Raw genomic sequence first — 22,065 nt, 5'->3', positions numbered from 1 at the left:
CGTGAGCTCGCGCCGAAGAAGCCCCGGAGGACCGTCGCGTTCTGAACAGGCACGCGCAGGCTGCGCATTCGATGGACGAACCCTTGCGCAGGTCGGGAGGATTGCGCATATAGATGGGAACAAAAAGCGAACGAAAGAGCGTCGCCTTACAAAGCTGTGGACGACGCGGCCCGCTCCCGCCGGAACGAGACCCGCATGCGAACCGCTGACAAGCAGATCGCCGACATCCTCGTGCGCTACGGGGAGCCCTTCGGGGGCAACGTCTGGCGCGTCCAGGGGACGGCCGTGATCTACCACAAGACCCTGGAGCGCATCGCCGCGCAGGCCGGGATCGTGTTCGAGCCGCCCACCATCATCCGCGCCGAGCGCGATGAGGCTGTGATCCTGGTGACGGGGCGCCTGCCCGGCGCCAAGCCCGGTACCGACCGGGTGGAGTGGTCGCTGGGCGAGGCGCTGGTGAACGTGAACTACCGCGTCTCGGGCAAGCAGGCCGCGTACGTCTACGCCATGGCCGAGAAGCGGGGGAAGGACCGCGTCATCCTCAAGCTCATCGAGCTTCATGGCCTCGTCTATTCGGAGGAGGAGGCGGACGAATTTCGCGCCCAGCTGCCGGCCGTCCGGGCGGTGGACGGGGATTTCGAGGAGCCGCCCGCTTTCGACGAGGTCACAGAAGCGGAAGGTGACCTCAAGCGCCGCATCGACGAGGCCGAGACGATCAACGCGGTCACCGACCTGATGTTGGACGGCGCCACTCAGGCCGTCTTGGCGACGATGCCGTCCGGCACCCGCGACGAAGTGCGCGACTACGCCAAGGCGCGCCTCGTGGCGCTCGGCTGGCCCAAGCGCTCCGGTCGCCGCAGTGCCGCCTGACCATTCCGATCCATCCCCAACCGCAGGAGACCGCCATGCATCGCGCGACGAGCCGACGCACCATGAAGGCCCGCCGGGACGTCCACCGGGGCTGGAGCATCGAGACGCTGTCCTACAGCCCCACGCGGATCGTGCGGCTCGGGGCCGAGAAGGTCGCGATCCTGTTCCCGCCGGTGGAGCCGGGCGCCGCCTGGCAGCTCTACCCGCATCCCGACACGTTCCCCGGACTCAATTTCGAGGGGCTGCCCGAGCCGCTGCGCCCGGAATTTCTGTCCTTCTCGGATCTGTCGGAGGTCGAGCGCTTCCTGGGCATCCGCGACGAGGAGCCTGCCGCCCTGGCGGCGTGAGTGGCCCGATCACCCCGGTGGCCAGGGCGCGCCCCGGTGGAGCGCCTCGGCTTCCGGGGTGAAGCCGCCATCGGGATCGTGCAGAACCAGGGGCGGGAGCAGGCACGGCGCGGCGCGACTTCCCTTGGTCGCGCGGATCAGAATGCGGATCGCGGGCGTCTCGGCGCGGGCATGGACCGGCCGGATTGCCAAGCTGCCGTAGCGGCCCTTGAGCGCATCGAGGCAGGCGGTGAGCGCGTCCGCGCGGTGGATGAGCCCGAGCCGACCGCCCGGGCGAAGGATCGCCGTGCAGGCGCGGATCCAGGCATCCAAGCCGCCGTCCGTGAAGGTATGCGCCGCGGCCCGACCGGAATGGGGCGAGGCGCGATGGCTGCCCGCGGCGAAGAAGGGTGGATTTGTCAGGACCAGATCGAAACTGTCCGGCAGAAGACCCCTGGCGCGACGTTCCGCCGCGGGGGCGAGCACGTCGGCCTCGATCACCTGAGCCTCGATCCCGTTGAGGGTAGCGTTCGCTCGCGCCTGCCCGGCAAGGTCCCGGTCGCGCTCGACCAAAGTCAGTCGGAGACCGGGGGTCAGCGCCGCGCAGCCGAGCCCGACCGCCCCGGTTCCGGCGCCGATGTCGCAGAGCCGGTCGCCTGCCGTCGTCATGAGCAGCCGGGCGAGCAGCACCGCGTCGGTTCCGGCCCGATGCGCCCCCCGGGGCGGCTGATGCAGGCGCAGGGTTCCGCCCAGAAAGGCATCCGGCCCGTGCGTCACGGCTGGCGCAGCTCGTGGGCAAGCCCGGCATCGCCCAGCAGCCGCCTTGCCTGGGCTTCGTGGTCGCGCGGCACCAGGAGGCGCTGCCCGAACACGCCGATCGAGCCCTCCATCAGGCTCATGTGGCTATCCGCTACCAGGACCGGGATCTCGGCCGCTTCGAGGATCGAGCGGGCGAAACCGATCAGCACGACATCGTTGGCCCGGATCAGCTCGATCATCGTGTCCCTCCGCCCGCGAGCGGGCGGACCGGCGGTTTCGCCGCGCCCGTCCCGCACCCTCGGAACCCCATATCCGATCGGGGCCGATGTTGCGGCGCCGCGGGGCGCGTGCGAAGGGATCGCCCGCCCCGGAAGGGGAAACCGGTCTGGAGGTCACGGATCTTGGGTATGGCCCTATCCATCGAGAACCCGAAGCCCGAGGCGGAGGCGGGGCTGAACGACCTCGTCGTGCTGGTGGCGGACGGCATGGCGCGGGTCAACACCACGATCCTGTCGCGAACCGGATCCGAGGTGGCGATGATTCCCGAAGTCGCCAATCACCTGATCGCCAGCGGTGGCAAGCGCCTGCGCCCGATCCTGACGCTGGCCTGCGCCAAGCTCTGCGACTACGCGGGCGAGAGCGACGGGGACGTGAAGCTCGCCGCCAGCGTCGAGTTCATGCACACCGCCACGCTCCTGCACGACGACGTGGTCGATGAGAGCGACATGCGCCGTGGCCGCGTCGCAGCCCGGATCAAGTGGGGCAACGAGGCCTCGGTGCTGGTCGGCGACTTCCTGCTCGGCCAGGCCTTCCGGATGATGGTGGAGGTGGGCTCCTTGAGGGCGCTCGACATCCTCTCGGCGGCCGCCACGGTGATCGCCGAGGGCGAGGTGATGCAGCTCACCAACGCCAAGAACCTGGAGACCGACGAGGCTGCCTATCTGGCGGTCATCCGCGGCAAGACCGCCGAGCTGTTCGCCGCGGCCTGCGAGGTCGGCCCCGTTCTCGCCGGCCGGCCCGAGATGGAGCAGGCGGCCGCCCGCGCCTACGGGATGAATCTCGGCATCGCCTTCCAGCTGATCGACGACGTCCTCGATTACGGCGGCACCTCGGCGGAGCTCGGCAAGAACGTCGGCGACGATTTCCGCGAGGGCAAGATCACCCTGCCGATCGTGCTGGCCCACCGCCGGGGCAGCGAGGGCGAGCGGGGCTTCTGGCGGCGTACACTCCAGCAGGGCGAGATCCGCGACGGCGATCTGGAGACGGCCCTCGACCTGCTCCAGCGCCACGGTGCTCTCGAGGAGACGGTGGCGCGCGCCCATCATTACGGGGCCGAGGCCCGCACCGCCCTCGACATCTTCCCGGAGGGGCCAGTGAAGGCCGCGCTCAACGGCGCGGTGGAGTTCTGCGTCTCGCGAGCGCGCTGAGACGGGGCTCGTTCTCGCAGAGGCGGGCCTCGGCGCCGCACCTCCGGCTCGCCTGAGGCTGCCGTCTTCCCCCGGACCCTACTCGGCTTGTCGCTTCAGCGGGGCGGAGCGGAGGCTCAGGACTTCCGCGAGCGCCGGTGCAAGCCCGCGCAGCTCATCCAGATGGGCGGCCGTCAGCCCCTTCAGCAGCGCCTCCGCGTGAGGGGTCAGCGACAGCTCGCTCCGCCGCCGATCCTCGGAGGAGCGAGCCTTGGTCAGCAATCCGCCTTCCACCATCCGAGCGACCAGTTCGGCGGCGCTGTGAGGCGCGATCAGGAGCTGCTCGGCCAGCAGGCCCACCGTCGCGGGCTTGCGTCCGGCATGACCCGCCAAGGTCAACAGCGCCTGATGCTGCTGTGGGGGAAGCCCCGCCCGGGCCGCGGCAGCCTCGCTGAACGCGAGAAAGCGCCGGAGCCGGAAGCGGAAATCGGCGAGCGCCGCGTATTGCTCCGGCGAGAGCGCCTCGGTGTCCGGCGCTGCGGCATCCATGTTCGCCTCCCCTGCCTGTTTCGAGCTTCCGACATGCGTTCCCGGTGCCAGAAGGCGCCCGGAAGCGCCCCGCGGGCGTTTCCTCCCCAAGATCCGCCCCAGGATCCACGCGACCATCGAGTTGTGGAATATATCGTATTACGACATAAGCCGCAGGCTTGAGGAAAGGAGGCCTATATGCACGGCGGGACGGAGATCGAGCGCGGCGGCGACACGCCTAGGCGCCGGGTCCTCGGTGATTTCAGCGCAGATCGGCGTGTTCTGACGCTGGCCGGGATGGCCGTCGTCACCGGCACCGCTGCGAGCGCCACGGCCTGGGTCCTGCTCACCCTGATCGGCCTCGTGACCAACTTCGCGTGGTACGGCCGCTTCGACACGGCCCTGACCTCGCTCGCGGATGCGACGCCCGGCCCCTGGATGGTGGCGATCCCGGTGAGCGGCGCGCTGATCGTCGGCGCGATGGCGCGCTACGGTTCGGAGAAGATCCGCGGCCACGGCATCCCGGAGGCCATGGAGGCGATCCTGATCGGCGGCAGCCGGATGTCGCCCAAGGTGGCCGTCCTGAAGCCCCTCTCTTCGGCGGTGGTCATCGGCACCGGCGGGCCGTTCGGCGCCGAGGGACCGATCATCGTCACGGGCGGCGCGGTCGGCTCGCTGTTCGCGCAGCTCTTCCATCTCAGCGCGGCCGAGCGGAAGACGCTGCTGGTGGCGGGCGCCGCCGCCGGCATGACGGCGATCTTCGGGACCCCCGTCGCCGCCGTGCTGCTCGCCGTCGAGGTACTGCTGTTCGAGTGGCGCCCGCGCAGCCTCGTCCCGGTCACGGTCGGGGCGGTGACGGCGGCCTGCTGGCGACCGGCCCTGTTCGGGGCGGGTCCGCTCTTTCCTTTTGCCGACAATCCGGCCCTGCCCTGGTGGGGGCTGCCCGCCTGCGCGGCCCTGGGCATCGTCTGCGGGCTGTTCTCGGGAGCCCTGACCCGGATTCTGTATGCCCTGGAGGACGGTTTCGGGCGACTTCCCCTGCACTGGATGTGGTGGCCGGCTCTGGGGGCCGTCGTGGTCGGCCTCGGCGGCCTCGTGGAGCCTCGGGCCCTCGGCGTCGGCTACGACGTGATCCATGACCTGCTCTCCGGGCACATGCTGGTGGGCGCCGTCGTGACAATCCTGGCGGTGAAGGCGGTGATCTGGCTCGCCGCGCTGTCCTCGGGCACTTCCGGGGGCGTGCTCGCGCCGCTGCTCATCATCGGCGGCGCCGCAGGCTGGCTGATCGGCTTGGCCCTTCCCGGCGCGCACGGGTTCTGGGCGCTGATCGGCATGACCGCGATGCTCGGCGGTACGCTGCCGGCCCCGTTGACGGGCGTCGTCTTCGCCGTTGAGGTGACCGGAGACGTCGCCGCGCTGGCGCCGCTCCTGGCCGCCACCATGGCGGCCTACGGGGTCACCGTGCTGCTCCTCAAGCGCTCGATCCTGACGGAGAAGATCGCCCGACGCGGCCAGCACGTCACCCGGGAATACGGCATCGATCCCTACGATCTCGCCCGGGTCGAGGGGGTGATGACCCGGAAGGTCGAGACCTTGGCGGCGGATCTGCCGCTGGCCGAGGCGCTCACCGCCATCGAGACCGGCGCCCATCACGCCTATCCGGTCGTCGACGACGCGGGCCGTCCGGTGGGCCTCGTCTCGCGCAACGATGCCCTGCGCTGGACCCTGGAGGAAGGGGACGACGAAGCGGAGGAGGGCACCCTCGCCGAGCGCGTCTCGGACGCCGATCTCGCGGTGGTCCATCCGGGTGACGTGGTCTCGCACGCCATCGACGTGATGCTCGCGGCCGGGCAGGGCCGCCTGCCGGTCACGGATCCGCAGAGCGGCAGGCTGGTGGGGCTGCTCACCCGCAAGGACCTGCTGCAGGTCCGCGCCACGGTGGTCCGATCCGAAGCCGAGCGCCGCGCATTCTTCCGGGCGGGTCGAAGCGGGCGCCGCATGACCGTCGGAGGGTGACGATGGAGCCTCCGTCTCCAGGACGGTCGACCAGTTTCGACCGGCTCGGGCCGGGCTCCTGTTGTCTGGTCGGATGGGAAGACGACCCAGACCTCGCCCTCGTCGTCGCCTGGGAAGGCCGGCGCGGGGCGCTGCTGCTGAACCGGCGCGCCGAGGGCGGACATCTTCCCCTGATGCCCGGCCTCGATGCCGGGGCCGAGGCGATCGCGCTGCGGGATGCCTTCCTGGCGCCCAGCGGCCCGATCTCCGACCTCGCCTCCGGTCGGGCCGCGATGGCCCCGGCCGCCCTCCATGTCGGCCCGAGCGGCGCCTATCTGTGCGGCCGCGACAAGGGCGGGGATCTCACGATCTTCGATGTCGCGAGCGGGCTCGCCAGCGCCGTCGATCCCGCCGACCTGCCGCAGACCAGGCGTTGGCGCGTGATGGTCCCGCACGGGGGTGGCCTCGTGACCCTCTACGAGGCCGAGCCGGCCTGAGATCGATGGAAGGGACGCGTCAGCGCAGGTAAGTCGGCGCCACCCACCAAGCCGGTCGGGCCGCACGCAGCGCTGAGGCCGCCCGCACGGCGCCGCGCCGATCGGCGAACAGCGCGAAGACTGTGGCCCCCGAACCCGACATCCGCGCGAGCCGGCAACCGCATGCGCGCAGGGCGGCCAGCACGTCGCCGATTACCGGAGCCACCGTGAGAGCGGGTGCTTCCAGGTCGTTGCGGGCCGGGCCCAGCGTCGCGAGAAGGGCGTCGGCGTCAAGGTTGCGGGCGATCTCGGGATGCGACGCCCCAGCCAGATCCTGGCCGACCGCGAGGCCGAGCGCCTTGAAGACCGGTGCCGTGGGCACCGGTACGCCGGGATTGACCAGTACGGCAGGGAGAGGGGCGAGGCCGAGCGCCGGACCGATCTCCTCGCCCGCGCCCCGCATCATCCGGGCCCGCGGGTCGAGGCAGACCGGCACGTCGGCCCCCGTCTCCCGCGCAGCGGCGACGACGGCCGCGTGATCGAGCGGCAGCCCGTTGAGGCGCGCGAGCAGGCGCAGGGCGGCGGCGGCGTCGGACGAGCCGCCGCCGATCCCGGCGGCGACCGGCAGGCGCTTGATCAGGTCGAAGGCCCCGGTCCGCAGATCCGGCACCCGCGCGGCGAGCCCCCGGGCGGCGCGCAGGACGAGATTGTCGTCGGTCGGGCCGGCCGGGCCTGCGGTGGGACCGCTGACGGTGAGGCCGAGCGGCGCATCCGGGTTCAGGGTCAACCGGTCAGCCGTGCCCGCGAAGGCCACCAGACTCTCGAGGGCGTGATAGCCGTCGCCGGCCCGCCGCCCGAGAACGTGAAGGGTCAGGTTGACCTTGGCGGGGGCACGGTCTGCGAGCAGGGTCACGGGGTCTCGGACGGCTGGTTGCGGGTGATTCCGAGGCTCTACAGGCTCGAAGGCCCGAACAACAGCTCAGCCACGATCCCCGTGCGGATGGTACGGCAGAGCATCGACGATCCGGATTGCGGCGAGATCCTCGGCAAGCTCCACCAGCCCGTCGCTCGCCGAGAACCCCGAGAGAGCACCTTCCGGTGCCGGGACGGCCTCGGCCGCGCCGTCGGTACCCGATCGAAGACACACGCGCAGGTACTCGCGCCGGCCCGGATCGCCACGCTGCCGCGGGCGACATCCTCGCCGGTCCGGCGGCGATTGGCGCCCGGCGCTAGGCCGGTCGGCAAGAGTACGACCGCCCCTTCGGCCCGGACATCCTCCTGCATCGCCACCGTGTCGGTGCCGGGAGGCATGGGCGCCCCGGTGAAGATCCGCACCGCGGCCCCCGGGGCAGTATCGCACGGCACGTGGCCGGCCGGCACCCGGCCGCCCGGGGGCAGGCGTGTTTCGCCCGCGGCGGCGAGGTCGGCGGCCCGCAGGGCGTAGCCGTCCACGGCGGCGTTGTCGAAGGGCGGCAGGTGGATCGGTGCGATCAGGTCTTCCGCCAGGACGCGGCCAGCTGCGCGCGCGAGGGGCACCCTCTCGATCCCAGAGAGAACCGGCAGGCGCGCCCGGATCAGGGCCACCGCGTCGGCGACCCGCATGGGAGCGGGCGCGGCATCGGACCAATCGATGTTCAAGCGGCCCATGGCGGCGCGGGGTCGGAGGGGGCGGGCGGGTCGGCACGGGCGGCCTCGCGCGCGGTGGTGCGCCGGCTTGCGGCATCGGGGCCGCGCGATCAAGCCCCGAGCCATGGTCCGGGCGGATTCGATCCTCTACGCTCTCCGCGCCATGCCGACCGCCGACGAACTCCCGTGCCAACGTCACCTGTTCGAGGTGCCGGCGGAGATCAGCTATCTCGACGCGGCGGCGTGGTCGCCCCTGCCGCGGGCTGTCCGCGCCGCCGGCGAGGACGGAATCCGCGCCAAGAGCCGTCCTTGGGATCATTCGCGCGCGGTGATTCCCGCCTGGGCCGAGCGGGCCCGCGCGGCGGCGGCCGGGCTGATCGGGGCCGGCCCGGAAGATGTCGCGATCGTCGGCGCGGTGAGCCAAGCGATGGCCGTAGCGGCGCGCAACCTCGACCCCGCGCCGGGCGGCCGCCTGCTGCGGGTCGCCGACGAGTTCCCCTCCCTGTGCTTCGCCTTCGACCGGCTCGCGGCCACGCACGCGCTCGTCGTGGAGGAGGTTGCCCGTCCCCGCGACGGCGACTGGACCGCCGCGCTTCTGGCTGCGATCGAACGTCCGGGGGCGAGACCCCTCTCCATCGCGACCATGACCCCGCTGCACTGGAGCGATGGCGGCCTGATCGATCTCGACCGTCTTGCGCCCGCGGTCCACCGGGCCGGGGCCGCCCTGGTGATCGACGCGACCCAGGCTGTTGGGGCCGTCCCGGTGGACGTGGACCGGTGGCGGCCCGATTTCCTGGCCTTCCCGACGTATAAATGGGCGCTCGGCCCCTACGGCCTCGCCTTCCTGTACGCTGCGCCCCACAGGCAGAACGGCGTACCCATCGAGGAGCATGTCGGAAACCGTTCGCCCGCACCCGGCGCTCGGCGCTACGATCGGGGCGAGCTCAACGATCCCGTAGCCCTACCCATGGCGGCGACCGGGCTTGAACTGATTGCCGGTTGGGGCGTGCCGGCGGTGGCGGCACGTCTGCGCCGGCTCACAGACCGGCTCGCTGAAGGAATCACCCTGTTGGGTCTCCCGATCGGCCCGCGGCATCTGCGCGCGCCCCATATCCTCGGGGTGCGTCCACCGGGAGGGTTACCGCTCGATCTGGCGGACCGCTTGCGTCAGGCGAGCGTGTTCGCGAGCGAGCGCTCGGGTGCACTGCGCCTCAGTCCCCACGTCTGGGTGCAGGACGACGATCTTGTGCGCTGCATCGCCGCACTTCGGGGCACTTTCGACCGGCACACGAGAGACTGTGCGGAAATGCACCGTCACTAATTCGGACGGGGCCGGAAGAATGCGGATGCCGCATCGCGGATCGTGCCTAGATCACGACACGGCGATGCCGCGGCCGCATCCAGCCGAACGTCCCCAGCAGCAGTAGCCGAGACCGATGCCGCGACCCGGTGAGACCCTCCGCGCACCGGATACCGGCCGCGCCCTGCAACTCCCCGGTTCGATCCGTGCCGCCCTCTCGGGCCGGTTCGCCGTGATCCTGTCCGGTGAGCTGATCCAGAGCCTGTTCCACTTCGTTCTCAACATCCTGCTGGTGCGCGAGCTCGGCGCACACGATTACGGCCTCTTCGCCATCGTGTTTACGGTCGGAGCCGTCGGGATCACGTACATCCGCGCGCTGCTGGCGGTCCCGGCGACGATCCACCTCGCCCGCAGCCTGGGACGACCGGCGGCCCTGGGCTACGATGTGATGTTCGGTTCCGGCGCGATCCTGGTTTCCGGGGCGATGGGCCTCGGCGTCGGCGCGGCGCTGGTGCCTGTGATCGGCTTCGGCGCCTTGGCGGCCGGTGCCTTCGTGGGTCTCTACGCCTTCCGCAGCTACCTGCGGATCGTGCTCCTCGCCCGCGGCCGGCCGCGGATCGCCGGGTTGAGCGACGTGGTCTACGCCGTCTGCGGCGGCGTGTTCGTCGCTTGGGGATTGCGCGGAGCGGGCACCGCGCTCCTCGACCGGGCCTTCGCGGCGATCGCCCTCGCGCATGCCATCGCCATCGCAGCGGCCTTCGGCGCGGCACGCGAGCGGCTGCGGATCTCGCTCCATGCGCGGGCGCGGGCGCGCTACCGGGCAATCTGGCGGACGCTGGCATGGTCGCTGGCCGGCATCACCAGCATCACCGTGCAGGGGCAGGGCCTGACCCTGCTGTTCGCCCTCCTGGCCGGACCAGCTGCCTATGCGCCGATCGCCGCCACGCTCGTACTCTACGCCCCTCTGCGGATCCCGACGAACGCCTTGATGAACATGGTTCTGCCGGAGATCACCAGGCTGCTCGCCGCCGGGCAGATCCACGCGTCCCGGCGCCTCGTCGTGCGCCACGCGGCCCTGCTCGGCTGCGCCTGCCTGGCCTACGGCGCGCTGATGGCCGCCGTGCTGCCGCTCGTCGAGGACGTTCTCTTCAAGGGGCGGTTCGCCGGCGAGCCGATGGGCTGGATCGGGCTCGGCGTCTGGGCGGTTGTGACCCTCTCGCTCCTCTACGCGATCCCGCGCGCCTATCTGGAGGCGTCGGCGGCGTTCCGAACCATCACCGCGGGGGCGGTGGCGAGCGCGGCGCTCGGCTTCGCCATCATGGTACCCGCCCTGCTGCTGCTGCCAGCCGCGACCGCGCTCCTCGGCCTCCTCGCCTCCGAACTCGCCACGCTGGCATGGTCGGTCCGTGCGTTCCGGAGCCGCACGCGGAGCCGCCCCCTCGGGCGAGCCGCGCCTGAGGCGCCCTGAGGAGGCCGCACCGGAACCTCAGGCTGCCGCCTCCGCGGCCGGCGCCTCACCCGCGCGGGCCGCCGTCTTGCCGAAGCGCTGACGCAACGCGTGCCCCGTGCGATCCACGAGCTGCGCGGCGGCACCCTGGGGCGTGCGTGCGCCCATCATCGAGGTCAGGGTTAGGTTCTGCGTTCCGAAGCGGCTCTTGAAGCCCTCGTCGCCGCACAGGAAATCCACCGTGTGCAGCCCGCGGTCGATGGACCATATGATGTAGTCCATCATCAGCACCATCCCGGGCGAGCCGCGCTCGTAGGCCGGATCGTAGGTGGTCACGAAGGCCATCATCGTGCCGGCCTGGACGAAGTTGATCGAGACCGCCACGACGTCCTCACCGCATTCAAGCACGAAGGCGTGCAGCAGCCCTGCCTCGGCCAGCACCTGCACCATCGCTGGCAGCGCCCGGGAGCCCTCGTCGTAGAATGCCGTCGAGGCGAGGCCGTGGGTCGCGAGCCAGGCCCGCTTGAAGGTGGTCAGCCGGTCGAGCACCGGCCCGAGCGGCTCCTCGGGACCGAGAAGGCGGAAGGTGAGCGGTCCGCGTTCGCTCATGAACTTCTGGCCGCGGCGGTAGTTCTGCCGGGTCTTCTTCGACTGCCCGTCGAACCAGGCCTGCCCGGTCGGCCAGGGGCCGCGCACCCGCCAGTTCGCCTCGTCGCGATGATTCAGGCGCAGCCGGGCCCCCCCGCCCGCGGCCTCGAGCAGCACCCGCGCGGCGGCGTCCGGAAGGAGCCGGTTCAGGTAGGCGAGATCGAAGCCGCCGGCCCGGCAGGCCTGGCGCCACATCCGGCGCACGAGGTCCCGCTCCGAGCCGGGTGCGAGGAGCGCATCCCCGAAATCCGAGCAGTCCTTGGCGGCCCATTCGAGGACCCGGAAGCCCTTCCGCCGCACGGTGGCGAGGGGCAGGACGCCGACGAGGTCGTCGCCTCGCCACGCTATCACGATCGCCAGCGCCCGGCGGTCCCGATCCGGGGCGCTCGCCCACCAGGCGGAGACCCAGGCGTGGCTTTGGAACACGAGAGCGCCGCTCTGCGTCCACAGGTCGATCCAGGCCGGACCGACCTGCGCCAGCCGCTCGGCCGTGCGAACGATCTCGAAGCGCTCGGGAGGCATGGTCATGCGCCCGACCTCGTCTGCGCCAGCGAGCCGCGCATGCGGCGCACCTGCCGCGCGATCCGCCGGCCCATCTTCTTCAACGGCAGCAGGTAGAGACCCGACAGGGACTGGTAGTCGGCCACGTCCCGATCCACGAGCCCGAACTTGAAGTCCTCGTTCGGAACCGGGACGCACAGGGTGCCGAACAGGAGGTCCCAGAACGAGAACAGCAGGCCGAAATTCTTGTCGTAGTGCTGCGGCGCCGTGGAGTGGTGGAGCTGATGCCAGTGCGGGCAGAGGATCACGCTGTTGAGCGGCCCGAACGAGATCTTGAAATGGGTGTGGCGCACGAAATCCATCATCAGAATGTTGCGCATGATGTAGACGTTGATGCCGAACACCGTCAGCTCGACAGGGTTGAGGGCCAGCAGGCTCCAGACCCCGAAGCAGATCCCGGGGATCACCCCGTCCCAGGCGCGGTTCATCAGCTCGTCGAGGGGATGAACCCGGTCCTTGGTAATCCCCACCATCACCTCGGCCGAGTGATGGACCTTGTGAAGCTCCCACAGGAACGGGTAGCGGTGCTGGGCCGTGTGATAGAGGTAATAGGACAGGTCGTAGGCCAGCAGCATGGTGGCGGTGAACACCACCACGGTCACGGGCCCGGGCGCGCCGAAGATCGGCTGGTGGACGCCGAGCAGCGTCCCCAGCAGCCGGTTGGTGGCGTAGCCGACCGCGACCACGAAGGTCACGCCCGCCGGGATCAGCAGGAACGGCATGATCGCCTTGCGGGTGACGTAGAAGAGCAGGTCCGCCCGAGCGGAGGGATGCGTGATCACCTCCCGGGGCAGTGCGAACTCGAAGAACTCCGCGAACGAGTAGCGCTCCGCCGTGCGCAGGTAGGCGATCAGCGCGCAGCCGAGTGCGGTCGCGGACAACATGCCGGCGGCGAGCAGGTTCTCGGCGGAGACCCTCTCGACGATCTGCTGAATGAAGTGGGCGACATCCATGAAGATGCGTTTCCCTCCGCTGCGCTAGGCTCGAGCCTCGTCCGCGCGGCGCTTGCGGCACGGGGCCGCCCGCGCCGCCGTGACATGCACCGCCCGATCGAGCGGTGCACACGATCCCAGATCAGTGTTTATGGGAGTTTGGGTCCACGACGATTGTCCACCGCAAAGTGAGAATGGCCTAAATCCGGTCATCATGCCGCCGGTCGAGCCGGCGCATCCGTGCCGCGCGCAGCTTTTCCGCTCCCGGAATCACACAGGGTTGCCCGCACTATGGCGTCGATCCCCTCCGCCGCCGAAGCCTCCGAGAACAGGCTCTCGTAGCGCTCCCGCGCCGCCCGGCCGAACCCCTTCCAGCTCGCCGGATCCGTGGCGATGCGCGCGAGCGCATCCGCGATGGGCTCCGGACCTCCGGGCGGCACGATCCAGCCGGTCCGGCCGTTCTCCACGATTTCGGGGAGTCCGCCGATGTCGGTCACCAGCGGGGGGACACCGTAGGACATGGCCTCGATCGCGACCCGTCCGAGGGATTCCGGCCGCTGCGAGGGCATCGTCACCACGTCGGCCCACCGGTAGAGTGCGGCCGGATCGGCTACGAAGGGCTGCAGGCTGACCCGCTCCGAGAGCCCGGCCTCGGCGATCCGCGCCACCAGGGCACGCTCGCGCGCCTCGTCCTCGAAGGCGCTGCCGACGATGCGCAGCTCGATCCGCCGCCGCACGGCATCCGGTAGCGCGGCCAGCGCCTCGACCAGCACGTCCTGGCCCTTGATCCGGCTGATCCGGCCGAGCATCAGCACGCGCAAGGGGCGGCTGCCGTCGTACTGCCCCCGGTTCGGTTCGGCCGGACCGGCGATGCCGTTGTAGACCACCCGGGCCATCGCGCCGGCCGGCAGTCCGTAGGCCCGCTCCGTGGCGCGCGAGTTGAAGACCACGTTGGCGCCGCTCCAGCGGATCAGTCCGCGCAGAACCTTCAGCACGGCGCCTTCCGGGATCTCGTGGACATGCACGATGCTCCGGCCCGGCAGCATGCGGGACGACAGCAGATAGTCGGCCACCACGGTGGTGTTGATATAGACGAGGTCGCTCGCGCGGATGCGCCGGAGCGCGCGGAGCACCGCAGCGGGCAGGGTCAGCAGATCCAGGGTGACGAGCCGGGCGAGATTCTTGCGCCGCAGAATCCAGAGCGGCTCGACGACGACCGTGCTGGCGAACGGTTCCAGCGCCGCTACGATCGGTCCGCGCCGGGGCAGGAGCACGTCGATTTGCGCCGCGGGATGGGCCGCTCGGATGGAGCGCACCGTCTCGATGAAGCAGCGGTCGGATCCGTAGAGCTCGAAACCCTGATGCACGCAGGTGATGCGTGGCGAGTGGACGCTCCCGCCTGCCGGGCCGAGGACGCGGCCGATCGGCCTGGAGGAAGTCATATCCAATATCGGCTTGTCCACCATGCGATGTACGTCAAAAATTAACCAACAACCTAGGGTTGCAAGACCGAGTTCACTACTTGGTATTGGCAAAGCTTTACAATATGAGCTGCCCTTAGGGAAGGAAGGATCATGCCCGACCGTGCGCCCGCACTCCTAATTCTTGGAACGCGCGGGATTCCGGCCGCCCATGGCGGCTTCGAGACTTTTGCGGAACGATTTGCGCTGCATCTGGTCAGCCGCGGCTGGCGCGTCGGCGTGTACTGCCAGCAGGACGTCGAGCGGGTTAGCGAGCGGGTCTCAACGCGCCGCTGGAACGGCATCGACCTCATCACCGTGCAGGTGGGCCTGGGCGGCCCGGCCGCCACGCTGGCCTTCGACGCCTTCTGCGCCCGCGATGCGGCGGCGCGCGGCGGTGTCTGCCTCGTGCTCGGCTACAACGGTGCGGTGTTCCTGCCCTACCTGCGCGCGCGCCGCGGCCGGATCCTGATCAATATGGACGGGATCGAGTGGCGACGCCCGAAATGGTCGCTGCCCGTCCGGGCGTTCTTCTACCTCAGCGAGTGGATCGCGGCTTGGTCGTCCCAGCGGCTCGTCGCCGACCATCCGGCCATCGCCGATCACCTCGCCCGCCGCCGGCCCCGAAGCGCCATCGCGACGATTCCGTATGGCGGCGACCCTCCGCCGGCGGATGTGGGACCGCCACCGCTGGGGCTCGAGCCTGACCGCTACCTGGTCTCGATCGCCCGCATCGAGCCGGACAACAACATCCTGACGATCGTCGAGGCGTTCTCGCGCCGGCCCCGGGGCATGCGCCTCGTGGTGTTGGGTACGTTGAAGGTCGGCAACCGGTATCACCGCGCGGTGGAGGACGCGGCCTCGCCCGAGGTCTTGTTCCCGGGCGCCATCTACGAGGCCGACCAAGTGCAGGCGCTGCGGGTGCACGCACGCGCCTACCTGCACGGGCATACGGTGGGCGGCACCAACCCGTCCCTGGTCGAGGCCCTGTGGGCCGGCAATGCCGTCATCGCCCACGATAACCCGTTCAATCGTGGCACGGCCGGTGACGGTCAGTTCTATTTCGAGGACGTTGATTCCTGCGCGGACGCGATCGACCGTGTTCTCGTCGACGAGGCCGCGCTCGCCGCGGCGCGGAGGGCCGCAAGGGCCCGAGCCGAACGTTTCCGGTGGGACGACGTGCTGGCGGCCTACGAGACCGAGGCGCGGCGGGTCGGCGGTTATCCACCGGTGGCTCGGGCGGCCCGGCCCGGCACCGCGCTCGCCGAGGCCGTCTGCGGGACGGGACGGTGAGGGCGACCCGGCGGACGCTGCTGGTGGGCGGCCTCGCCATAGCGGGGGCGAAGGTGCTGCCGGCCCGGGCCGCACCCGAACCGTTGGCCTTGCGCAGAGGCATCGCCCTCTGGCCCTGGTTCTCGCTCACCACCGAATTTCCGGCCCCGCGGACCGACTACGCGTGGCCGCCGTTCCAGGCCGACCGTCCGGTGCCGTCCCCCACGGATCTGCGCAATCTCGCCCAGCTCGGCTTCGACTTCGTTCGGCTGCCCTTCGATCCCGGCCCCTTCGTGGCTTTCACGGGCAAGCGGCGCGACGCACTGTTCGCCAGTCTGTCGGCCGCCATCGAAGAGGTTCTGGCCGTCGGAATGCGGGTCCTCGTCAACGTCCAGGCTAATGCCGCGACCCACCACTACACGCCGGACGCCTTCTACGGCTCTGACGGGGCGCCGCTCTTCCCGGCCTATCGGGATCTCATCGTCGATCTCGCCCGCCTGTGCGCGCAAAAGGGCGTCGACCGGGTGGCGCTGGAGCCGGTCAACGAGCCGCCGCAGGCCTGCGGCGCGCAAGCCTGGGACGGAGTCCAGAGCGGCCTCCTGACCGCGGCTCGGGCGGCCGCGCCATCGCTCACCCTGGTGGCGACCGGCGCCTGCGGCAGCCTCGTGGCCGGATTGACGGCCCTCGACCCGGCGCCGCTCGCGCGGTTCGCGCCGCTCCTCTACACCTTCCACTTCTACGAGCCATACCTGTTCTCCCACCAGGGTGCGACGTGGCTCACCGAGGAGCCGTTCTACCGCTGGCTCAATGCCGTGCCCTGGCCCGGCGCGCGGGGCGCCCTGGCGGAGACGCTCGCCGCCGTGCGGGCCCGCATGGAGGCCGACCATTCCGTCCCGCAGGTGGAGAAGGCCCGTGACATGAAGGTCATCGAGGCCAAGCTGCGCGAATATTTCGAGGCCGCGCCCGGACCGGCCTATCTGGCCGAGGCGATGGCCCCGGTCTCGACCTGGGCCGACCTCTACGGCATCCCGCCGCATCACGTGTTGATGGGCGAGTTCGGGGCCCTGCGCACCGACGCCCGCTACACGGCCGCCCGGGCGCCCGACCGCGCCGCCTATATCCGCGATGTGCGCGTGGCCGCAGAGACGGCGGGCTTCGCGTGGTCGTTCTGGAACCTGTTCGACGGGCTCGGCCTGATGGACGATGCCCACAGGGCCGATCCCGCCCTGGTGGCCGCGCTGGGGCTCGGCACGCGGCCGTGAGGCGCGTTCAGGCTCGCGCGCGGCCTGGACTCAGCGGAAACAGCACGATCAGCATCAGCGCGAACTTGGCGAGCATCGTGGTCTTCCCGGCCAGCCCCTCGAAGGTGTTGACCAGGATCACGAAGGTCAGGATCGGCAGCCAGACGCCGCGCCGGCAGGAGCGCGCGATCTCCGCCAGATAGAGCCCGACCGCCACCACCAGCAGCGCCGTCACCAAGACGCCGTGGTAGAGCACATCCGAGATGATCGAGTTCTCGATGCCCCATTCCAGGCCGTAGATCCGCCGCAGGGTGCTCACCTGCAGGAGGTCCGGCCCAAGCAGCAACTGCCGGAACGGGATCGCGTCGAAGATCGCTAGCATGTCGACCCGCGCCTGGGCGCTGCCGCCGTCGGAGACGAAGCGGCTCAGCAGGCTGTCGAAGAAGCCTGCCGCGGCCAGCACGGCCACGGCCACCGGCAGCATCGTCAGGGCAAAGCAGGCGCAGGCCGCCGCGGCCAGGGGAATCCGGCCGCTGCGCAGCACGCGGCCGAGGGCGAAGAGTCCCACAAGGCTGCCGAGGGCGAGCGTCGTCACGGTGGCCGAGCGGCCGCCGAACGTGACCAGGGCGACGAGCTGCAGGGCGATCATCGCGGCCCGATAGACGGGCGCGAGGCGGCCGCCGTCTTTGGCGAGCGCCAGGATGTAGCAGGCGGTCAGGGTCGCGTTGGCGAGGGGATGGCCCTGGAGCGCGGCGGAGCGTGTATCGGTCTCGAAGGCCATGCCGTCGAAGCGGAACGGGAAGAAGCGCTGGCCGCTCGCGAACTCGAACAGCCCGAGCAGGGCGTTGGCCAGCATGACCAGGTGGAACACGGTCTCCAGCCGCCTCAGCGTCGCGGCATCGCGGTCCATGAGCAGGATCGGCACGAGTCCGGCCAGCACGAAGGTGTCGATGGATCCGGCCAGCCCGGTTCCGCCACGGGCGGCGATGAGCACGAGAAGCAGCACCCCGCAGAAGGCCAGCAGCATGCAGGCCGGCCGGCGGCTCAGGGCCTGCGCCACCGGGATCACGGGATTGCCGGCGCGCAGCAGCGTCCAGCCGGTCAGGGCGACCGCCAGATAGGTCGCCGGATGGATCTTCGACGCGGCCGCGCCGCTGATGCCGTCGTAGTTGAGTCCGAGCGCCCAGAGCAGTCCGCCCGAGACGCCGACGAGGATTAGGGCCCAGACCACGAAGGCGGCGGTTTCCGCCCGCGCGAGCCCGCGCAGCACCGCGCCCGTCCGCGCCGGTGCACTGTACCGCCGCGGCAGCACCGTCTGGCGGGCGGCCCTCACGCGCTGCGCCTGTCCAGCAGCAGGGAGCCGGAGATCGGGCGGCCCAGCGCCTCTGACGTGTCGACGAGGTCGATCAGGTCGCGCTGGCGGGTCGCGCCGTTGCAGGCCACCAGCAGGAGCCGGTCCGACGCGGCTGCCAAGGGGCCGAGCCGCAGGTTCTCGGTGAGTACGCCGCCGTCCACGATCACCAGTTCGAACCGGCCCTTCACCCCGGCGATGAAGCGCTCGATGTTGGACGGTTGGAGGGCGTCCCGGATCGGCTTCTGAGTGTCGCCCAGCCCGACCCGGCGCGCACCCGATTTCGGATCGGTCTGTGTGACCGCGTTCAGGCTCTGCTCGCCGCGCAGCACGTCGAGGAGGCCGCCGGTGCCCGAGCCGTCGGCGCGCAGGTCCGCATCCACCAGGAGCACCCGGTCGCCGCGGGCCACAGCCACCGAGGCGAGGAGCGCGATGACGGCCCGGCGCTCGGCCTCGTCCGACTCGCCGGAGGTCACCAGTAGCGCCAGCGAGCGCCCGCGGACGCCCGAAGTTGCGGCGAGGTGGTCGAGGGTGAAGCTCGCGGCCGCCGCGCTGGAGCCGCCCGGCCTCAGGCCCGGAAGAACCGCGACGACCGGCGCATTCGAGAGACGCTCCAGCTGGCGCGGCGACAGGACCGTGGGCGCGAGATACTCCCGCGTCAGCGCGAGGCCCGCGCCGAGGCCGAGGCCGCCCGCGAGGGCGGCGGCGACCAGGATCAGCCGCGGCGGCCAGCTCGGATCCTGCGGCGGCCGGGCCGCCGTGATGATCCGGGCATTCGAGCTGTCGATGCTGGTCTGCTCCTTGATCTCGCGGGCGCGGACCAGGAAGGCATTGTAGACCGAACGGGCTGCCTCGACCTCACGCTCCAGCTCGCGCTGCTGCACCGAGGACTGAGCGTTGACCGCCGATTGCTTCTGCAGCCGCTCTAGCTCGGCCGAGAGGGTGCGTTCGTTGGCTTGGGCCCGCTGGTACTCGGTCTCGGCGGCGCCCGCGATGCGGCTGAGCTCGGCGTCGATCAGGCGGCGGACATCCTGCATCTGCGTGCGCACGGCCGCGATGAAGGGGTGGCGCTCGCCGAGATTGGTGCGCAGGTCCGCTTCCTTGGCGGCGAGGTCGGAATACTGGCCGCGCAGCCGGTCGATCACCGAGGACTGCACCGCCTCCGGCATCGCCCCGGAGCCGATCGGGTGGCCGCGGACATCCCGGATCCCCTGCAGGCGGGCCTTGGCCTCGGCCGTGCGGGCCCGGGCCGCCACCAGCCGGGTGTTCAGATCCGTGAGCTGCTGCTCGTTCACCAGCCGGCCGCTCGCGGCGATCAGGCCGTTGCGCGCCTTGTAGTCCTCCAGCTTCTTGTCGGCGACGTTGACGGCCTTGCGAAGCTCGTCGAGCCGGCCGCGCAGGTCGCCCGCGGCGCGTTTGGCCGCGTCGGAGCGGGCCTCGGTCTGGTCCGCCAGGTAGGCATTCGCGATGGCGTTGACGATGCGGGCCGACAGGTCGGGGTCGGTGGTGGTGACGACAACGTCGATCACGAAGACCTTGTCGGCGCGCTTGACCGCGAGCTTGCGCCGCAACTGGTCGAGCGCCCGGCCCCGGGGATCGACGTGCCGCTCGGTCTTCGGCCCGGACACCATCTCGCGCAGCGACGACAGGGTGCGGGTGATCAGGCCGTTCCGAGGCGCGCCGAAGCCCGGCTCGGTCTCAAGTCCGGCCTGGGCCACCGCGCGGCCCAGGACCGCGTCCGACTCGATGACCTTCACCTGGCTCTCGACCTGCGCGATGCCCCCGTCCGGGGACAGCGCGCCGGGATTGACGTCGTTGGAAATCACCTGCCGGTCGCGTGGGTCGACCAGGATCTGCGCGGTCGCCGTGTAGAGGGACGGGGTGATGAGCGCGTAGGTCAGGACCGCAAGCCCGAGCAGCAGGGCGGTTCCGAACACGGTCCGCTTGCGCCGCCACAGGATGCGCCACAGGTCGCCGATCTCGGCGGTCGTGTCGGGCCGGCCCGGCCCGGGCCGCTCGGGATGGCTCGGATGGACGGGCGCGAGCCAGGTCGCGACAGCGATGTTATGGTCGATCTGTGCCACGATCGGTCACCGTCGTCTCAATCTAGGTCAATCCCTCGCGGGCGCCAGTCCCTACTGCAAGAGTCGCGCTGGCTCCTGAAAAACCATCAACACTGAGCAGGTCGGCGGGAAAAAGTGTCGATTACTGCACTTCTGGTAAACGCCGGGCATCGAGTGCGGTGACCATGTGCGAAATTATCATTCCCGTTACCCCTGCGCGCGTAAATGGGCTTCGCGTTCGCCAACCCGGCGGACGACCGCGCCGAGCGGAGACCGCGCCTCGATGCATGTGAGAGTTCGCCTCGACGGCGCGAGACCGCGGCGCTGGCATGTCGCGCTGATGCGACGGATCTTGGACACGCCCGGGATCTGCGCCGTGAGTTTCGACGATGCGCCCGGGGCGGATGCGTGGCCGAAGACGGCCGACCTGCTGTTCCGGCTCGAGGCGCTGGTCCATGGCCTTCGGCCTCTCGGCTCGGAAGCGGTTCCGCCCGCCGCGCTGGAGCCCTGGCGGCGTTCCGACGGAAAGCCCGATCTCGTGCTCGACCTGTGCGGCGACGTGCCGGCCGGGCCCGCCACCTGGCAGCTGGCCTATGATGGACAGGCCGGCGAGGGCGGCCTGCTCGCGAGCCTGCTGGCGGAGGCGGTGCCGCACCTCACCTTGGTGGAGGAGGGGCGGATCATCGCCCAGGGCCGGCTCGGCAGCGACCGGCCCGGCATCGCCCTCGCGAGGTTTGACGATGCGCTCGCCCGCTCGGTGACGCTGGTCGCGGCGGCCCTGCGCGACCGGATCGCCGGCCGCGCAGGGGCGCTGACCATCGCCGCGGCCGGACCGGCCGCGCCCGGCGCGGGGCTGAAGATGCCGGCGCTGGGCTCCCGAGCCGGACGGATGCTCGCCGGCGCGGTCGTCCATCGCCTTTATCGGCTCTGCTACCACGCTCCACACTGGCGCTGCGGCTGGCGCCGCCTCGACGGGCCGGATCTGATCGAGCTGGGGCGCCATCCCGAGGCGGGCTGGACCGTCCTGCCGGACGACGGCCGGCGCTTCTATGCCGACCCGTTCCCCATCGCCTTCGGGGGCGCCGTGCATCTCTTCGTCGAGGATTACCCCCACGCGACCGGCAAGGCGATCATCTCGGCGGTCCGATTCGGGCCGGACGGGCCCGAGGGGACGCCGGTCCCGGTTCTCGAAGAGCCGCATCATCTCTCCTACCCGTTCGTCTTCGAGCGCGAGGGCTGCGTGTGGATGGTGCCGGAGAGTTCGGCGGCGGGGACGGTCGACCTCTATCGCGCGACGCGCTTTCCCGGAGGCTGGGTCAAGGAGGCGACGCTGCTCTCCGGCGTCGTGGCGAGCGACGCGACCCTTCTGGAACATGCGGGACGCTGGTGGATCTTCGCCACCGTGCGCGATGGTGAGACCGGCGCACCGTTCGGGGCCGGCTCCTTCCACGACGCGCTCCACCTCTGGTCCGCACCTGATTTCCGGGGACCGTTCACGCCGCACCCGGCCAATCCCGTTCTGGTCGATCCCTCGACGGCGCGGCCGGCCGGGCGGATCGTGGAACGCGGCGGAAGCCTGATCCGCCCGGTCCAGGATTGCGCCGAGGGCTATGGCCGCGCCCTGGGTTTGGCGCGAATCGACCGGCTCGACCCGGACGGCTTCGCGCAGACCATGATCGCGCGGATCGGGAGTGGTCCGGCCTGGCCCGGCAGCCGCCTCCATACCCTCAACGCCGGCGGAGGGATCGAGTGCATCGACGGTTCGGCCCGGGCGCCCCGCATCCGGATCCGGTCCCGCTCCTGA

Annotated in this window: 20 protein-coding genes; 10 read left to right on the top strand and 10 right to left on the bottom strand. The window is 70.8% G+C overall.

Annotated features, from left to right (window positions below; genetic code table 11):
- The first annotated feature begins 195 nt into the window (after window positions 1-195).
- Together ACYCO6_RS26725 and ACYCO6_RS26720 are read left to right on the top strand one after the other, a co-directional pair.
- On the top strand, window positions 196-870 hold the full coding sequence (locus ACYCO6_RS26725; protein ID WP_459764964.1) for a trna delta -isopentenylpyrophosphate transferase: 675 nt from the start codon (window positions 196-198) through the stop codon (window positions 868-870).
- A 35-nt stretch (window positions 871-905) separates the two neighbouring features.
- The gene (locus tag ACYCO6_RS26720) at window positions 906-1,217 is read left to right on the top strand and encodes a hypothetical protein (protein WP_459764962.1); all 312 of its coding nucleotides are present in this window, start codon (window positions 906-908) and stop codon (window positions 1,215-1,217) included.
- A 9-nt stretch (window positions 1,218-1,226) separates the two neighbouring features.
- Here the strand turns inward: ACYCO6_RS26720 and ACYCO6_RS26715 are convergent, their stop codons facing one another.
- Window positions 1,227-1,973, bottom strand: coding sequence for a tRNA1(Val) (adenine(37)-N6)-methyltransferase (locus tag ACYCO6_RS26715; RefSeq protein WP_459764960.1), 747 nt, complete (start codon window positions 1,971-1,973; stop codon window positions 1,227-1,229).
- Window positions 1,970-2,194, bottom strand: coding sequence for a putative signal transducing protein (locus ACYCO6_RS26710; protein ID WP_459764958.1), 225 nt, complete (start codon window positions 2,192-2,194; stop codon window positions 1,970-1,972). The genes ACYCO6_RS26715 and ACYCO6_RS26710 overlap by 4 nt, the downstream gene beginning before the upstream one ends.
- Before the next feature lie 168 nt (window positions 2,195-2,362).
- On the opposite strand from ACYCO6_RS26710, the gene ACYCO6_RS26705 reads away from it, so the two are divergent.
- On the top strand, window positions 2,363-3,382 hold the full coding sequence (locus tag ACYCO6_RS26705) for a polyprenyl synthetase family protein (protein ID WP_459764956.1): 1,020 nt from the start codon (window positions 2,363-2,365) through the stop codon (window positions 3,380-3,382).
- A 78-nt stretch (window positions 3,383-3,460) separates the two neighbouring features.
- On the opposite strand, the gene ACYCO6_RS26700 is transcribed toward ACYCO6_RS26705, so the two are convergent.
- The gene (locus ACYCO6_RS26700; RefSeq protein ID WP_459764953.1) at window positions 3,461-3,910 is read right to left on the bottom strand and encodes a MarR family winged helix-turn-helix transcriptional regulator; all 450 of its coding nucleotides are present in this window, start codon (window positions 3,908-3,910) and stop codon (window positions 3,461-3,463) included.
- Between the two features lie 177 nt (window positions 3,911-4,087).
- On the opposite strand from ACYCO6_RS26700, the gene ACYCO6_RS26695 reads away from it, so the two are divergent.
- Window positions 4,088-5,905, top strand: coding sequence for a chloride channel protein (locus ACYCO6_RS26695; RefSeq protein ID WP_459764951.1), 1,818 nt, complete (start codon window positions 4,088-4,090; stop codon window positions 5,903-5,905).
- Window positions 5,906-5,907: 2 nt separating this feature from the next.
- Complete coding sequence (locus tag ACYCO6_RS26690; RefSeq protein WP_459764949.1) at window positions 5,908-6,381, top strand: hypothetical protein; 474 nt, start codon at window positions 5,908-5,910, stop codon at window positions 6,379-6,381.
- Between the two features lie 19 nt (window positions 6,382-6,400).
- Here the strand turns inward: ACYCO6_RS26690 and ACYCO6_RS26685 are convergent, their stop codons facing one another.
- Together ACYCO6_RS26685 and ACYCO6_RS26680 are read right to left on the bottom strand one after the other, a co-directional pair.
- Complete coding sequence (locus ACYCO6_RS26685) at window positions 6,401-7,273, bottom strand: 4-(cytidine 5'-diphospho)-2-C-methyl-D-erythritol kinase (protein WP_459764947.1); 873 nt, start codon at window positions 7,271-7,273, stop codon at window positions 6,401-6,403.
- A gap of 38 nt (window positions 7,274-7,311) precedes the next feature.
- Window positions 7,312-8,007 (bottom strand): MoeA family protein, encoded by a 696-nt coding sequence (locus ACYCO6_RS26680; protein WP_459764945.1) that lies wholly within the window; start codon window positions 8,005-8,007, stop codon window positions 7,312-7,314.
- A gap of 103 nt (window positions 8,008-8,110) precedes the next feature.
- Here ACYCO6_RS26680 and ACYCO6_RS26675 point away from each other — a divergent pair, with 103 nt between their 5' ends.
- Both ACYCO6_RS26675 and ACYCO6_RS26670 read left to right on the top strand, forming a co-directional pair.
- On the top strand, window positions 8,111-9,307 hold the full coding sequence (locus ACYCO6_RS26675; RefSeq protein ID WP_459764943.1) for an aminotransferase class V-fold PLP-dependent enzyme: 1,197 nt from the start codon (window positions 8,111-8,113) through the stop codon (window positions 9,305-9,307).
- Window positions 9,308-9,422: 115 nt separating this feature from the next.
- A complete protein-coding gene (locus ACYCO6_RS26670; protein WP_459764941.1) occupies window positions 9,423-10,754 on the top strand; it encodes a lipopolysaccharide biosynthesis protein in 1,332 nt (443 codons plus the stop codon).
- A gap of 18 nt (window positions 10,755-10,772) precedes the next feature.
- On the opposite strand, the gene ACYCO6_RS26665 is transcribed toward ACYCO6_RS26670, so the two are convergent.
- The 3 genes from ACYCO6_RS26665 to ACYCO6_RS26655 all read right to left on the bottom strand — a co-directional run bounded on the left by ACYCO6_RS26665 (window position 10,773) and on the right by ACYCO6_RS26655 (window position 14,316).
- Entirely contained in the window at window positions 10,773-11,903 is a 1,131-nt protein-coding gene (locus tag ACYCO6_RS26665; RefSeq protein ID WP_459773747.1) for a GNAT family N-acetyltransferase, read from the bottom strand.
- Window positions 11,904-11,905: 2 nt separating this feature from the next.
- On the bottom strand, window positions 11,906-12,895 hold the full coding sequence (locus ACYCO6_RS26660) for a sterol desaturase family protein (protein ID WP_459764939.1): 990 nt from the start codon (window positions 12,893-12,895) through the stop codon (window positions 11,906-11,908).
- A gap of 191 nt (window positions 12,896-13,086) precedes the next feature.
- Window positions 13,087-14,316: a glycosyltransferase family 4 protein gene (locus tag ACYCO6_RS26655; RefSeq protein WP_459764937.1), complete on the bottom strand. Its 1,230-nt coding sequence runs from the start codon at window positions 14,314-14,316 to the stop codon at window positions 13,087-13,089.
- Window positions 14,317-14,448: 132 nt separating this feature from the next.
- On the opposite strand from ACYCO6_RS26655, the gene ACYCO6_RS26650 reads away from it, so the two are divergent.
- Entirely contained in the window at window positions 14,449-15,627 is a 1,179-nt protein-coding gene (locus ACYCO6_RS26650) for a DUF1972 domain-containing protein (protein WP_459764935.1), read from the top strand.
- Complete coding sequence (locus ACYCO6_RS26645) at window positions 15,624-16,868, top strand: glycoside hydrolase family 5 protein (RefSeq protein ID WP_459764933.1); 1,245 nt, start codon at window positions 15,624-15,626, stop codon at window positions 16,866-16,868. Before ACYCO6_RS26650 ends, ACYCO6_RS26645 begins: the two co-directional genes overlap by 4 nt.
- 7 nt (window positions 16,869-16,875) lie before the next feature.
- Here the strand turns inward: ACYCO6_RS26645 and ACYCO6_RS26640 are convergent, their stop codons facing one another.
- Both ACYCO6_RS26640 and ACYCO6_RS26635 read right to left on the bottom strand, forming a co-directional pair.
- The gene (locus ACYCO6_RS26640) at window positions 16,876-18,180 is read right to left on the bottom strand and encodes a VpsF family polysaccharide biosynthesis protein (protein ID WP_459764931.1); all 1,305 of its coding nucleotides are present in this window, start codon (window positions 18,178-18,180) and stop codon (window positions 16,876-16,878) included.
- Window positions 18,177-20,282, bottom strand: a complete 2,106-nt coding sequence (locus ACYCO6_RS26635; protein WP_459764929.1) for a GumC family protein — start codon at window positions 20,280-20,282, stop codon at window positions 18,177-18,179. Before ACYCO6_RS26635 ends, ACYCO6_RS26640 begins: the two co-directional genes overlap by 4 nt.
- A gap of 262 nt (window positions 20,283-20,544) precedes the next feature.
- On the opposite strand from ACYCO6_RS26635, the gene ACYCO6_RS26630 reads away from it, so the two are divergent.
- Entirely contained in the window at window positions 20,545-22,065 is a 1,521-nt protein-coding gene (locus ACYCO6_RS26630; RefSeq protein WP_459764927.1) for a glucosamine inositolphosphorylceramide transferase family protein, read from the top strand.

Source organism: Methylobacterium sp. CM6257, assembly GCF_054611515.1.
This window is presented reverse-complemented; position numbering and strand designations above follow the sequence as displayed.

Bases quoted from the DNA above. Each gene is read 5' to 3' on its own strand.
- ACYCO6_RS26695 (WP_459764951.1), top strand. From the start codon at position 4,088: ATGCACGGCGGGACGGAGATCGAGCGCGGCGGCGACACGCCTAGGCGC.
- ACYCO6_RS26655 (WP_459764937.1), bottom strand. From the start codon at position 14,316: ATGACTTCCTCCAGGCCGATCGGCCGCGTCCTCGGCCCGGCAGGCGGG.
- ACYCO6_RS26680 (WP_459764945.1), bottom strand. From the start codon at position 8,007: ATGGGCCGCTTGAACATCGATTGGTCCGATGCCGCGCCCGCTCCCATG.
- ACYCO6_RS26710 (WP_459764958.1), bottom strand. From the start codon at position 2,194: ATGATCGAGCTGATCCGGGCCAACGATGTCGTGCTGATCGGTTTCGCC.
- ACYCO6_RS26675 (WP_459764943.1), top strand. From the start codon at position 8,111: ATGGTCCGGGCGGATTCGATCCTCTACGCTCTCCGCGCCATGCCGACC.
- ACYCO6_RS26690 (WP_459764949.1), top strand. From the start codon at position 5,908: ATGGAGCCTCCGTCTCCAGGACGGTCGACCAGTTTCGACCGGCTCGGG.
- ACYCO6_RS26700 (WP_459764953.1), bottom strand. From the start codon at position 3,910: ATGGATGCCGCAGCGCCGGACACCGAGGCGCTCTCGCCGGAGCAATAC.
- ACYCO6_RS26725 (WP_459764964.1), top strand. From the start codon at position 196: ATGCGAACCGCTGACAAGCAGATCGCCGACATCCTCGTGCGCTACGGG.
- ACYCO6_RS26660 (WP_459764939.1), bottom strand. From the start codon at position 12,895: ATGGATGTCGCCCACTTCATTCAGCAGATCGTCGAGAGGGTCTCCGCC.
- ACYCO6_RS26630 (WP_459764927.1), top strand. From the start codon at position 20,545: ATGCATGTGAGAGTTCGCCTCGACGGCGCGAGACCGCGGCGCTGGCAT.
- ACYCO6_RS26665 (WP_459773747.1), bottom strand. From the start codon at position 11,903: ATGCCTCCCGAGCGCTTCGAGATCGTTCGCACGGCCGAGCGGCTGGCG.
- ACYCO6_RS26705 (WP_459764956.1), top strand. From the start codon at position 2,363: ATGGCCCTATCCATCGAGAACCCGAAGCCCGAGGCGGAGGCGGGGCTG.
- ACYCO6_RS26670 (WP_459764941.1), top strand. From the start codon at position 9,423: ATGCCGCGACCCGGTGAGACCCTCCGCGCACCGGATACCGGCCGCGCC.
- ACYCO6_RS26720 (WP_459764962.1), top strand. From the start codon at position 906: ATGCATCGCGCGACGAGCCGACGCACCATGAAGGCCCGCCGGGACGTC.
- ACYCO6_RS26650 (WP_459764935.1), top strand. From the start codon at position 14,449: ATGCCCGACCGTGCGCCCGCACTCCTAATTCTTGGAACGCGCGGGATT.